The 11,659-nt window shown below is 52.1% G+C and carries 14 protein-coding genes and 1 pseudogene; 1 reads left to right on the forward strand and 14 read right to left on the reverse strand.

Annotated elements, in window-relative coordinates; genetic code table 11:
• Nucleotides 1-240 precede the first annotated feature (240 nt).
• The 9 genes and pseudogenes from K7G70_RS03770 to K7G70_RS03810 form a co-directional block, all read right to left on the reverse strand.
• On the reverse strand, nucleotides 241-864 hold the full coding sequence (locus K7G70_RS03770; RefSeq protein WP_223787265.1) for a hypothetical protein: 624 nt from the start codon (nucleotides 862-864) through the stop codon (nucleotides 241-243).
• Complete coding sequence (locus K7G70_RS03775; protein ID WP_223787266.1) at nucleotides 785-1,075, reverse strand: hypothetical protein; 291 nt, start codon at nucleotides 1,073-1,075, stop codon at nucleotides 785-787. The genes K7G70_RS03770 and K7G70_RS03775 overlap by 80 nt, the downstream gene beginning before the upstream one ends.
• 36 nt (nucleotides 1,076-1,111) lie before the next feature.
• Nucleotides 1,112-1,510 (reverse strand): DoxX family protein, encoded by a 399-nt coding sequence (locus K7G70_RS03780; protein WP_223787267.1) that lies wholly within the window; start codon nucleotides 1,508-1,510, stop codon nucleotides 1,112-1,114.
• Between the two features lie 23 nt (nucleotides 1,511-1,533).
• Nucleotides 1,534-1,656 (reverse strand): annotated as a pseudogene (locus K7G70_RS03785) (diguanylate cyclase domain-containing protein); the annotation flags it as partial.
• Nucleotides 1,657-1,757: 101 nt separating this feature from the next.
• Nucleotides 1,758-2,294: a GNAT family N-acetyltransferase gene (locus K7G70_RS03790; RefSeq protein ID WP_223787268.1), complete on the reverse strand. Its 537-nt coding sequence runs from the start codon at nucleotides 2,292-2,294 to the stop codon at nucleotides 1,758-1,760.
• Nucleotides 2,287-2,655 (reverse strand): DUF1428 domain-containing protein, encoded by a 369-nt coding sequence (locus K7G70_RS03795; protein ID WP_223787269.1) that lies wholly within the window; start codon nucleotides 2,653-2,655, stop codon nucleotides 2,287-2,289. The genes K7G70_RS03790 and K7G70_RS03795 overlap by 8 nt, the downstream gene beginning before the upstream one ends.
• A gap of 112 nt (nucleotides 2,656-2,767) precedes the next feature.
• A complete protein-coding gene (locus K7G70_RS03800; protein ID WP_223787270.1) occupies nucleotides 2,768-3,421 on the reverse strand; it encodes a class GN sortase in 654 nt (217 codons plus the stop codon).
• The gene (locus K7G70_RS03805; protein WP_223787271.1) at nucleotides 3,418-5,520 is read right to left on the reverse strand and encodes a VIT domain-containing protein; all 2,103 of its coding nucleotides are present in this window, start codon (nucleotides 5,518-5,520) and stop codon (nucleotides 3,418-3,420) included. The genes K7G70_RS03800 and K7G70_RS03805 overlap by 4 nt, the downstream gene beginning before the upstream one ends.
• Before the next feature lie 168 nt (nucleotides 5,521-5,688).
• Entirely contained in the window at nucleotides 5,689-6,966 is a 1,278-nt protein-coding gene (locus K7G70_RS03810; RefSeq protein WP_223787272.1) for a hypothetical protein, read from the reverse strand.
• Nucleotides 6,967-7,218: 252 nt separating this feature from the next.
• Here K7G70_RS03810 and lysM point away from each other — a divergent pair, with 252 nt between their 5' ends.
• Nucleotides 7,219-7,725: a peptidoglycan-binding protein LysM gene (gene lysM, locus K7G70_RS03815; RefSeq protein WP_223787273.1), complete on the forward strand. Its 507-nt coding sequence runs from the start codon at nucleotides 7,219-7,221 to the stop codon at nucleotides 7,723-7,725.
• Nucleotides 7,726-7,788: 63 nt separating this feature from the next.
• Here lysM and K7G70_RS03820 read toward each other — a convergent pair whose 3' ends face one another.
• From K7G70_RS03820 to K7G70_RS03840, 5 genes are read right to left on the reverse strand one after another with little or no spacing between them, the layout of a single operon-like run.
• A complete protein-coding gene (locus K7G70_RS03820) occupies nucleotides 7,789-8,235 on the reverse strand; it encodes a hypothetical protein (RefSeq protein ID WP_223787274.1) in 447 nt (148 codons plus the stop codon).
• Between the two features lie 39 nt (nucleotides 8,236-8,274).
• Nucleotides 8,275-9,009, reverse strand: a complete 735-nt coding sequence (locus K7G70_RS03825) for a tRNA threonylcarbamoyladenosine dehydratase (protein WP_223787275.1) — start codon at nucleotides 9,007-9,009, stop codon at nucleotides 8,275-8,277.
• On the reverse strand, nucleotides 9,006-9,770 hold the full coding sequence (locus K7G70_RS03830) for a TatD family hydrolase (RefSeq protein WP_223787276.1): 765 nt from the start codon (nucleotides 9,768-9,770) through the stop codon (nucleotides 9,006-9,008). Before K7G70_RS03830 ends, K7G70_RS03825 begins: the two co-directional genes overlap by 4 nt.
• The gene (gene cyoE, locus K7G70_RS03835) at nucleotides 9,767-10,675 is read right to left on the reverse strand and encodes a heme o synthase (protein WP_223787277.1); all 909 of its coding nucleotides are present in this window, start codon (nucleotides 10,673-10,675) and stop codon (nucleotides 9,767-9,769) included. The genes K7G70_RS03830 and cyoE overlap by 4 nt, the downstream gene beginning before the upstream one ends.
• Nucleotides 10,676-10,684: 9 nt before the next feature.
• Complete coding sequence (locus tag K7G70_RS03840; RefSeq protein WP_223787278.1) at nucleotides 10,685-11,659, reverse strand: COX15/CtaA family protein; 975 nt, start codon at nucleotides 11,657-11,659, stop codon at nucleotides 10,685-10,687.

The following is an 11,659-nucleotide window of genomic DNA, read 5'->3' on the forward strand; positions in this document are numbered from 1 at the left end:
ATTGGATATTCGAAATATCGAACGACAAGCTAAAGTACCGCCAGTATCCAAGAAAAAATCCACTGGCTTTCCTGCTTGATGGTGTTGGCAAATATCATCAAAAGCGGTCCAACAATGCACCTGGGTTCATGCCTGACACCGATTATCAATTGGTTACTTGTTGTCTTCACACAACGCAAAAGTGGTTTTCTAAAAAAATCACGTCATTACCCGGCTTGACCGGGTAATCCAACTTTGAATTCAAAGCTTTTTCAACTCCTCATCAGTTAGCTTCACTTTTACATGCTCAAAAATTGACGGCGAATGTGAGCCCACAACCCACTCCAACTCGATGGTATTACTTTGAACAGGCCAATTCGATACTCTTATGAATGGTATTGAGCTAAAAAGCAAATAATTTAATTTATACACAGGCTCTGGATGCAACAACCCCACAAACCTCATGTCAGTGCCAGTTAGATCAGCTAGAATAATTGCAGAAATGCTCTTCCTACATGCTTTTACCTCTCCCATCTTTTCTTTGAAGAAAGCAGAATTTTCAAGACTCGCTTTGAGCTTCACATTTCCAGATGTGTCAATGAAAGGCACTGAGTATTTCGATCCGCCAATCAAAAATTCTTTAGCCGCATATGAACCGAAAACAAATGGATTAGAAATGTGATCAGACACAATAAATAAGATCCGAGGACCGTGATGACCTGAAAGCTGCTTTGCCTTATCTGAAGCTTTGGTCCTTAATACATTGGTAATTTGTCTGAACCAATGAGGTGAATTTTCAAGCGTTTCATCTATGCCAGTTTGGCAGTTTATGGCAGAATGATTTAAAGAAGTTACTTCTGCAAAAAAATTTAATCTCGTTTGCATCTACAATGAAATCAACGCCTCCATTAGATATATCTTCACCGACAATCACTTCATTGAAGTGAAATCTTAAATACGAAAAAATCAATGCTTCGGTTTTTGCTGACAATTCATCGTCTTTAAGTCGATTTTCGATTTTTTTATAATGGTCAGGGTACTTAACAAGTAAAAAATCTTTAAAGCTTTCTACGACCTCAGAAACAGATGTTTCCATAAACATGTTTCAAAATGTTGTCTGATTCATCACAACTTAATGCGATTTCCTGGGGGCATGCTGGTAGGCCAAGCCCAACAAACAAACGATCAGCAACACGCTGTATTCCATGCCATTGCGGCCCAATCCGACCACGAACCAACCCACCGGGGCATGCACCAAAATGATGCCCATCAGGTAAATGCCCGCATACAGCAAACACCAGTAAAAGGTCAAAAAGCCGGCCGCCAACAACGGTGTGCCAAGGATTTCTACGGCGGTGATGCCCCAGGCGATGGCCAACCCAAAGGGCCAACCCAAACCATCCAACCAGGCCCCAAAGGGTGCCACGGCATCGTGCAACCAACGGGCCCAACCATGGGCCGCGATCAAACCGCTGATCAATAACCGTTGCAGCAACAGCACCCGCTGCGCCCGATGAGGGGATTCATTCATGGTGTGACTCCTGTTTGTTGCCTTCATGTGGTGTGCCAAACCACCTGATTGCGGCCCTGGTGTTTGGCCTGATACAAGGCTTGGTCGGCTTGGGCCAAGTCGCGCTCAATGGACTCATCGCCAGACAACTGATGCACACCAATGCTGACGTTGAAAGTGGGGAGGTTGAGAACATGTCAATGATTATATGACGAATCATACTGGCCGGCCGAGAAAAATGCGCTGGGGTGTCCCTGCCGGAATGCCATCAACGGCTGGCTGGGCCCAACCACTGGTACATGACCAAGGCATCCACCAAACCCTGGGCGGGGTGCTCAAAAGCACGGGGCAAGCGACCCACCGTCTCAAACCCCAGTTTGTGCCACAATCGCACGGCGCCTTCGTTGCTGGTGGCAACGAAATTGAATTGCATGGCCAAATAGCCCAGCTCGATGGCCGTCTGTTTCGAATGTTCACACAACAGGGTGGCCAAACCCTGCCCCCGGGCTTGGGCTGACACCATATATCCACAATTACACACATGGCTGCCTGGACCCGCTTGGTTGGACTTGATGAAGTATGTGCCCAAGATGGTGTCCGCTAGGGTCACCACAAAGGTCGCTCGGGGTGTATCCATCCACAGCCGACGGCCTTGCTCAGAGGTCAGGTCACGGTCAAAACCATAGGTTTCACCCGCCGCCACAATGGCATGAAAAAAGGACCAGATGCCAGGCCAATCGGCATCGGTGGCTGGCCTGATTTGCACGGATTGGGTTTGGGCGGTCTTCGCCGATTGATCATTCATGGTGCGAAACCAAGGGCACAAAACCGCCATAGGCCATGCGCGATGGATCAAAGCCGCTGTTGGATGCGGCCATCAACTTGGCCACTTCAGGGTCCGCCGCGACCCGCTCATTGGCGGCATCGCGGTCGGCTTTGCAGGCGAATCGAACCCAACCAAACACCACCACTTCATCTTCCTCGACTGCCACAGCGTCAAGAAAAGACCGGGTGCCTGCCAGCTGCAAGTCATCACCAACAAACTCTCGATAATCCAGCGCGCCGTGTTTGACCCAAATGGCCGCAATGGCACTGGCCACACTTTGGTAGGCTTTGAGGTGTGCCTTGGGAATGGGCAAGGCAAAACCATCGATGTAATCGTTCATACCGTCTCCGATCGGTGTAATCAGTTAGATATTAAAGGAACCAAGGCCGGAGGTTCAAGCACCAACTGTAAAACCAGCTCACACCACTGGGGTGATTCATTGCCGGCCTTGTTCACCAGCGCTGGGCCGTGACTTGATAGCGCAATGAACCGCCGGTTTGCAGGCTGTTGAAGGGATAACAGGTGGTGAGGATCAATTCATCTTCGGTGTTGATGCCCACCTGCTGTTGGTTGGCGTCCACCACCCGCAGGTCATGCACCCGATAGCGGAAGGTGCCGGCGGTGGTTTCGATGTCAATCAGGTCATCCAGTTTGACCTGACCGAGGAAGTCAAAGTGGGAATCATTGTGGGCACTGATCACCGTACTGCGGGCCTGACCCGGCATGCCCGAGGTGAGGGTGCGGGCCGGGCCAAAGGCCATGTTGCGACCGTTGGCTCCTTCCAACACATAGGTGGTTTCGTTCAAAGCGGGGAATGTCAGCTTGGCCACCGGATGGGTGTCGGCCCAACTCCATGGTTGGTGGGGCTCACCGTCTTGCCGGGTGGCCTCCCAGGCCTCGGCGATCAGGTACTGAGCCAAATGGGCTTTGGCCAGCAGGTAGACGGAGGAACCCACCTGCCAGCTGCCCACGGTCAACAATGCAGCGATGACGACCTTGATCCAAAGGTGCTTCTTGGGTTTGCGATGGACCCTGATGGAAGCACTTGATTTGGATTGAAAGGTAAAACCACGAGGATCAGACAAGGCCATCATCGACTCCATCATTCAGCGTTCAAAAAACCGGCACGGCGGTTGAGGGTCATGCCGGCACCCAGCAGCAGCAAGCCCAGCAGCAAACCCCAGCGCCAGCCCAAAGACCCTTGCGGATAGGGCACTTGCTGGGCAGCTTTGGCCTGCGCCTGGCGACTGGCATCGGGGTTGCGGTCGACCGCCACCATGGCGGTGAACTCGGTGATCAAACGGTGGTTCAAGGCCAGTGCAATGATCTGCTCTTTGAGCACCTCATAATCACCACCCAACATCAAATCATCGGTCATTTCTTCGACTTGGTTGCGGGCCCACAAGCGGGCGATGCCGGTGGTGCGGTCATCGTCCCTCAGTTGCAGTTGTTCTGACCAGGTTTTGCTTTGTCCCCCGGTTTGACTGAAACCGCTGACCACGAAGGAAGGCGCGCCCATGGCTTTGTTCAGGGGGGTTTTGCTGGTGATGACCAGTGGTTGGTCCATGTACAAATCAGGAATCACACTGGGACTTTGCACCACATCCGGCGTGTTCCAGGTCACCGCCAAGTCGGTCAAAGCCGGTCGGGACAGCTGCTCAAACAAATGGCTCATGACGTCATTGACTTGGTTCAGACCGGCGATGTGGGTGTAGGTGCCGCGGCCGAACATGGCGGCCTTGCTCATGAAATAGTTATTGGGTGCCGGGCCAATGGCAATGGTGAACAACCGGGCCTGGCCGATGTCTTGCGCGATTTGGTCAAAAATCTGCGCTTCATTGCCCACCGAACCGTCGGTCATGAAAATGATTTGGTTCAAATAACCGGATTTGATGTTCTCTCGCTGCATGGCGATCTGCAGGGCCGGTGCCATGTTGGTGCCCCCATCGGAACTGAAACCATCGACAAAATTCAAGGCCAATTGGATGTTGTCCGGGGTGCCAGGGCGCGATGCCGGGAACAAGGCTTTGGCGGAGGAATCGAAATCAATCACATTGAAATATGTCTGGTCATCCAATTCAGACAGGGCGAATAACAACGCGTCCTTGGATTGTTCCAATGCCACCCCATGCATCGAACCGGAGGTGTCCATGATGTAAGTCAGGTTGCGGGGCTGGGCCGATTTTTCCGCCACATTCGGTGGCATCACCATCAACAATGAATACTCATAGCCGCCTTTTTGTTCAGAAAAATAAGCCGCTTTGGGCGACTGTCCCTGACGTGGGTACCAGCGCAAGACAAAATCATTGGCATCATACAGCTGTTCGTCGCGCAAGCGGATCCAATGCGCATCAAATTCTTGGCTGATGGCCACATTGTGATGCAAGGAGCGCAACTCATCCAACTCAAACCCGGCATCCAAGCGCACGTTGATGCGGCGTTGACCCGCATCCATCACGCCGGTCGTGGCCGGTAACTCAGGATCCATGCCCGGTGGAATGTAACGCGGCTTGATCGCCATGGGCAAACGCAACTCAAAGGCTTGTTGTTGATATGCCAAACTCAACTGGAAAGTGATTTCCACACTGATCAACTCTTGCGGTCCGATGTTGGCGATGTCGGAGGTGAAAATGTTGGGTCGGTATTGTTTGACCATGGTGGCAGTCAATCCCTCTGATTTGGCTTGTTGGTAAATCTGCTCGGCCTGCTTTTTCTCATGGATTTCACCTTCGATGACACGCTCTCCGACGGTCATTCGCATGCGATAAACGGCCGATTGATCGGCCATCGGGAAGGCATAAACCGCCTCGGTGATCCAATCATCGCGGTCGTTGTAAAATGATTGTTTCAGCTTGATGGTGGCCAACAAGCCAAACACATCGACATCGTAATCAGTCGCCACCAATCGCAGGTTGTGGTATTCACCGGTGGTTTTATTGAACGACATCATCATGCCACTGGCAATGTCATCGAAGTCCACCGCCGCCGGGGAGTGGCTTTGGGCATGGGCATTCAATTGATACAAGGAAGTGAAAAACATGAACATGGAAAAAATCACCACGTCTTTCCAATTCAGCCCCAGTTTTTGATGCATCTTCTCACGCTGTTGTTTGACCGCATTCGGTTTGGCGGGGTTTTGGGGCGACTTCTTTTGGGCCAGTTGTTCCAATTCCCAGCGAATGGATTTGTGCTTGTTGGCTTTCATGGCTTGACTCCATTGATTTGACTTGGATGCCATTAAAACCCAGCAAAAAGCCCTGGCGCTGTTGGATAAATGATCAGTTGTGGCAAGTTATGACCAAAACGGGCAAACCACAGCCCACAAAAAAAGCCGGCCCTGTCGGACCGGCTTGGCTGCGTCATCTGTGAGACATCAGAATGCCGGGCAAGTGGGTGGCACCGCTGTGCCCTCAAAGCCGGTGGCAAAGATCAGATCATTTTCAAACCCGGTCGCAAAAATACGAAATGGAACCGTGACACCGTCGGGTCCTCGAGGGACAGCGAACGGCAAACTGCTGCCATCACCAAAGGCATAAGGGTCAATGGCATCCGGTAAGGTGGTGATCACCCCATTGGAGACATTGATCCAACGACCGGTGTTTTCATTGGCAAAAATGGCCACCAGTTTGTTTTGTGCACTGAACATCAAACTGGTCAACACCCCGGTGTTGCTGCCTGGATCCGGAAAGTTGGTACAGCTGGCTTGCATGGTGTTTGAATCCACTTCAATCAACACATCGGTGGTGTCAAAACTCATGGTATCCAAGGCATAATAGTTACCATTCACGGGGCTGACCGCAAAATCATTGATGCCGTAATCCATCATGCCGGTGCTGGCCAAACAATCGGTCACTGCCTGATCGGCATTGCCGTTGGCAATGAAGTCGGCGACCACGCATTGGGAAAAGGTGTTGGTGCGGTCTCGGAACTGGTTCATCACCGCCGCACAAGTGGCGTCGGTGGTGGTGTCGGCTTCGGCCCAAACCGCCGGGATGTCACCTCCGGCAGCGGCGGTCAATGCAGCACTGGTGACCTGACCGATCATGATGCGGGGCACTTGATACAGCACCTCACCGGTACCGGCCATCACATCGGCGCTGGACTCGTAGTTGGTTTTATAACCCAACAGGTACAGGTTGCCAGTCGGGTCAAAAGACGCCGCAGAGTGGACGATGGGAATCACCTGTTCGTTGTCGGGAGGCAACACCACATCTTCGGCCGGGGGTTGGACAGAACCAATCCTTTGGTAGCCGCCGTCATTGCCGATGCGGTAGACATCCACTGGGTCGGCCACCATCATGTCACCGGGTTGACCCGGCGCCGGAAAAGGAAAAGTCAGCTCCAAATGGGTGCCGATGCCCATGGCATCGGTGGGCATCAAACCATACAGAAACCGATCAATGGGGTTCAGCCCCAATCCATCGATGGGATTGGCCAACACACTGCAGGTGTTCAAAGTGTTGACAAAAGTTTGGTTTGACATGTTGGTGCATTGTCGATACAGGACGTTGTTGCCCAAGGCGTTGTAACTGATGCTGAAGGCTTGGTTGTCGGTGTCCGTGAATGCCGTGCTGACATCGGGAACACACTGCACACCACCGGCTTGTGCGCCGGAAACGGCAAACAAACCCACACACAATATTTTCTTCATAATACCCCACTCTCTGATTAACATGTATTGGCAACAATTATCCACCAATGCGGTGGAAAATGTTGAACCGACGCACATTTTGCCAAAAAAATCTTCATTTTCAAAAGTTTTGTCATGGATTGACGACTGATTTTTTCAGAAGTGACAATCTTTGTTGATGTCACAGATTGTTAAAACCACCTGCCACCATTTGACGCTTGATTCATTGCTTGCTATTCTGTTTGTCTTCATCATCTTTAGAGAGGTAGTTACATGGGATTTTTTGATTTTCTGGCCGACGCCGGCAGCAAAGTGTTCGGCAAAGACGAAAAAGAGGCCGACGTCACCCTGCCCATCATCAAACACATCGAAAACAGTGGCGTGGACATCAGCCACATGAAATCCAAGTTTGCCGGTGGTGTGGTGACCTTGTCCGGTTATGTGCCGAACCAAGAACAAAAAGAAAAATCGGTGTTGACCGCTGGCAACATTGCTGGGGTCAGCCGGGTGCAAGACAACTTGATTCTGGGTGCCCCGCCAGCCGATGCCGCAGCCGCGGAACAGGCCGAGGCCGAAGTGGCTGCGGCCGAAGAAGGCAAAGCCGGTGAAGCCGCATGGGAATCCAAAACCTACACGGTTCAGCCCGGCGACACCTTGGGCAAAATCGCCAAAGAATTTTATGGCAATGCCATGGAATACCCCAAAATTTTTGAGGCCAATAAACCGATGCTGAAAGATCCGGACAAAATTTACCCCGGACAAGTTTTACGCATCCCCTAAACAACCGAACATATCAGGGTGTGGAACGGCCACTTGGCAGGCAACTGTCCAGTGGCCGTTTTATTATTGGGTTTTGCTCATGTCGAAATGGACCTCCAACGTGGGGCCAACGGCATGGCAACCCGTCTCGTCTAACTCAACCACCACATCCGTGAATGTGCTGACTTCATCGAATCGTTCGACTGTGACTTGATAAATTCCTGGATTTTTTGACAACAGCGAAATGGGTTGACTCAAGATTTTTTCATTGCTGATGTGAGCAAAAAGATTTTTGGGGCAATGTATGTATTGTCCGGGTTTGAATTCGCGTTTGAATGCCTCCCCTTCAATCAGGATGGCGATGTGCTCACAATCAAATGGAATTGGGTTCCAGTTGTCATCAACCTGTTGAATGGCCAAACTGGTTCGTGAATCCGCGGTACAGAGGTATGACCGCCACGGTTGTGCTTCCGCAGCCTGTAAGCCCAGCAACAGGAATATGGACGTGATTACTTTGTTTGCTGAATCCATTGCCAATTCTCCATGGTGGATAGGAGATTGGACCTTTGATCATTGGATCAGTTCCTTGAGCACCACATCGGCGGCGCGGATGCCGAATGAACTGATCACCATTGGGCTGGTGCCGTAGCCGGAATCGCAATCGAGTTTGAGGGAGGTGGGATCGTCGGTTTCGCAGAACGGCAGGACCATGTTTTGGTCGGAATAAACCGCTTGGATGTTGAATTTTTTGCGTTGTTTTAAACCGTGGTGTTTGCGCAATTCATAGCGCACTTTTTTCAACAAGCGATCGCCGCTGCTTTGCGCCAGATCCCCAGTCAGGATGCGGCTGGGGTCGGTTTTGCCGCCGGCACCGCCACAGGTGACCACCGGGATGCCGCGTTGTCGGCATCCGGTCAACAACAAGACCTTGTGTTTGACCGAGTCAATGGCATCGATCAGGTAATCAAACGTGAGCAACAGCTCATCGGCATTGCTGGCCATGAAAAAAGCTTCGTGGGCCGTCACCTGGCACGCAGGGTTGATGTCGGCAATCCGCCGGGCCATGGTCTGCACTTTGCTCTGTCCCACGGTGCTGTCCAAAGCATGGATTTGGCGGTTGATGTTGGTCACGCACAATTCATCGGCATCAATCAGGGTCAAGTGCCCCACCCCGCTGCGGGCCAGCATTTCGGCCGCCCAACAACCGACACCGCCCAAACCAACAATGGCCACATGGGCCTGCTGCAACTGCGCCAGCTGGGTGACTCCAAATAAGCGTTCAATGCCACCAAAACGGTCTTTCATAAGCCAAAAAGCCTCCGCGCATTGTCGCTGGTCTGCGTGGCCAACTGCATTGGATCGATGTCTTTGATGGCGGCGATGTCTTGGTTCACCCGCAGCAAATCAATCGGCAAATTGCGTTTGCCATGGCGGTCATAAAACGGTTGATCCGGGGCATCGGTTTCCAACAGCATGTGCTGGGGGTCCACCGCGCGCACCAAAGCTTGGAGTTTGCTGGCTTTGGGATTGCACACCGCCGGCCCAAATCCCAGCAACACCCCACAATCGGTGATCTGCTTGGCTTGTTCGATCGAGCCATTAAAACTGTGCATCACGGCCTGAAAATAATCGTGTTGACGCAACACGTCGAACACCTCGGCCACCGCGCCGCGCACGTGCAAAATCAATGGCAAATTGAAGTGTTTGGCCAACACCACCTGGGCTTCAAACACCAGGCGTTGTTTCTTTTTATCCAGGTTTTTGAGGAAATGATCCAGGCCACACTCGCCGATGCCCACGGCTTGGCTTACGGGGATGGCGGCGGCCAACTGTTCCAGGTCAGCACCACTGTGTTGATCAATGTAATAAGGGTGTAAGCCCAAAGTGTGCACAATGGCTGGGTGGCTGTTGGCCAATTGTTCAACGGCGGCAAATCGTTGGCGACTGACCGCAGGTACCACAAAGCGTTGCACGCCTGAAATGTGGGCCAGCTTGACCAGTTCCTCGCGGTCCAGATCAAATCGCGGATCATCCAAATGAATGTGTGAATCTATCAGTTCGATCAAATCACCGGTTCCACAAACAGTCGTGGCATCACATCACCCCAGTGCACGTAATGATCCACCAGCAAGAAGGCAAACAACAGCATCAAATACCAAATGGAGTATTTAAACGTTTGCCAGGCCAATAAGGGCGATTGGGTTTTTTTCAATTGCAGTGTCATCCACAGGAATTTACCACCCAGCAACAGCGCGCCGATCAAATAAATCAGACCACTCATGCCGGTGAGGAACGGAAACACCGTGACCAGGATCAAAATGATGGTGTATAAAATGATGTGCAGCTGGGTGAATTTGACCCCATGGGTGACCGGCAACATGGGGATGTCTGCTTTGGCGTAATCCTCCTTGCGGTAAATCGCCAAGGCCCAAAAATGCGGCGGTGTCCAGGCAAAGATGATGCCAAACAAGATCAACGAGTCAGCAGTCACATGCCCGGTCATGGTGGACCAACCCAACACCGGTGGGGTGGCACCGGCGGCCCCACCAATCACGATGTTTTGCGGCGTGGCCCGCTTCAGAAAAAAAGTATAAATGAAGGCATAACCAATCAATGACAAGAAGGTCAACACAGCGGTCAACACATTGACAAAGTACACCAGCACCGACATGCCCAACACGGTCAACAAACCCGCAAATATCAACACCTTGGCGGCACTGAGTTCGCCGCTGGGCAATGGCCGGTGTTGGGTACGGAGCATGATGGCATCGGCTTTTTGGTCGGCCCAATGGTTGATCGCTGCCGCCGCGCCTGAGGACAGGCCGATGCCCACCATGCCCCACCACACCAAGATCCATTCCGAGGTGGGAAAGTTGCGCATGGACAACAGCATACCGACCAAGGCGGTGAACAAAATCAACAACACCACTTTGGGTTTGGTCAATTCCAAGTATTGTTTCAGTTGACTCATGGGTGTCGCTCAGGCCGTCGAATTTCTGGTTTTATACAACAAAATGACCATGTTGGCCAGCAACAAGGCCGCCACGCCATTGTGCAAGGTGGCCACCACCAAAGGCAATGAATAGGTCACATTGATGATGCCCAAGGTGATTTGCAACGCGAGCAACACCAACAAACTGATGCCCATGGGCAACAGCTCACGATTCCGGGTCAGCTTGAAAATCAACCAGGCAAAGTAGCCCGTCACCACCACCGCACCGATGCGGTGCATCATCTGAATGGCCATGCGGGCCGGGCCATCTTTGACCCCAAACTCATAGTCTGGCCCAATTTGTTTATACAAATCCATGGCTTGGGCAAAATCCATCGGCGGCCACCACATGCCATTACATTGGGGAAAGCCAACACAAGCCAAAGCGGCATAATTGGCACTGGTCCAGCCACCCAGGGCAATTTGCAGCATCAACAACACGGTCCCAACCACCACCATCCATTGTTTCACATGGCCGGCATAGCGGTAGGGGGTCAATGAAGGGGTGCGGGAGGCCGCCAGCCACACCATCAAGGACATCACCGTTAAGCCACCCAGTAAGTGGGCCATCACCACCACCGGGTGCAGTTTCCAGGTCACGGTCCACATCCCCAGCATGCCCTGGAAAATGATCGCCAGCAACACCACCAAAGGCAAACTGTATGAGGCCATGTGGCGTTGTCTGAAGGCCCAGACAAACAACACGATGGCGATCACGCCCAAGATGGTGGCCAAGTATCGGTGGACCATTTCTTTCCAGGCTTTGGCAATCTCAACCACCCGCTCGTGGGTGGCATTGGCCTGGGCAATTTCATCGGCTTCATTGGGCCAGGTGATGTGACCATAACAACCCGGCCAATCGGGACAACCCAGCCCGGCATCGGACAAGCGCACATAGCCGCCCAACACAATCACACACAAGGTCAAACCGACCGCAAACCACGCCAAATGTCTGTATTTCAT

This window comes from Marinicella meishanensis (assembly GCF_019931145.1).
In the GTDB taxonomy this organism is placed as follows: domain Bacteria; phylum Pseudomonadota; class Gammaproteobacteria; order Xanthomonadales; family Marinicellaceae; genus Marinicella; species Marinicella meishanensis.

Excerpts from the sequence above, each read along its gene's own strand:
- K7G70_RS03770 (WP_223787265.1), bottom strand. The coding sequence starts at position 864 with ATGCAAACGAGATTAAATTTTTTTGCAGAAGTAACTTCTTTAAATCAT.
- K7G70_RS03805 (WP_223787271.1), bottom strand. The coding sequence starts at position 5,520 with ATGAAAGCCAACAAGCACAAATCCATTCGCTGGGAATTGGAACAACTG.
- lysM (WP_223787273.1), top strand. The coding sequence starts at position 7,219 with ATGGGATTTTTTGATTTTCTGGCCGACGCCGGCAGCAAAGTGTTCGGC.
- K7G70_RS03790 (WP_223787268.1), bottom strand. The coding sequence starts at position 2,294 with ATGAATGATCAATCGGCGAAGACCGCCCAAACCCAATCCGTGCAAATC.
- K7G70_RS03825 (WP_223787275.1), bottom strand. The coding sequence starts at position 9,009 with ATGAAAGACCGTTTTGGTGGCATTGAACGCTTATTTGGAGTCACCCAG.
- cyoE (WP_223787277.1), bottom strand. The coding sequence starts at position 10,675 with ATGAGTCAACTGAAACAATACTTGGAATTGACCAAACCCAAAGTGGTG.
- K7G70_RS03780 (WP_223787267.1), bottom strand. The coding sequence starts at position 1,510 with ATGAATGAATCCCCTCATCGGGCGCAGCGGGTGCTGTTGCTGCAACGG.
- K7G70_RS03820 (WP_223787274.1), bottom strand. The coding sequence starts at position 8,235 with ATGGATTCAGCAAACAAAGTAATCACGTCCATATTCCTGTTGCTGGGC.
- K7G70_RS03840 (WP_223787278.1), bottom strand. The coding sequence starts at position 11,659 with ATGAAATACAGACATTTGGCGTGGTTTGCGGTCGGTTTGACCTTGTGT.
- K7G70_RS03795 (WP_223787269.1), bottom strand. The coding sequence starts at position 2,655 with ATGAACGATTACATCGATGGTTTTGCCTTGCCCATTCCCAAGGCACAC.
- K7G70_RS03775 (WP_223787266.1), bottom strand. The coding sequence starts at position 1,075 with ATGGAAACATCTGTTTCTGAGGTCGTAGAAAGCTTTAAAGATTTTTTA.
- K7G70_RS03800 (WP_223787270.1), bottom strand. The coding sequence starts at position 3,421 with ATGATGGAGTCGATGATGGCCTTGTCTGATCCTCGTGGTTTTACCTTT.
- K7G70_RS03810 (WP_223787272.1), bottom strand. The coding sequence starts at position 6,966 with ATGAAGAAAATATTGTGTGTGGGTTTGTTTGCCGTTTCCGGCGCACAA.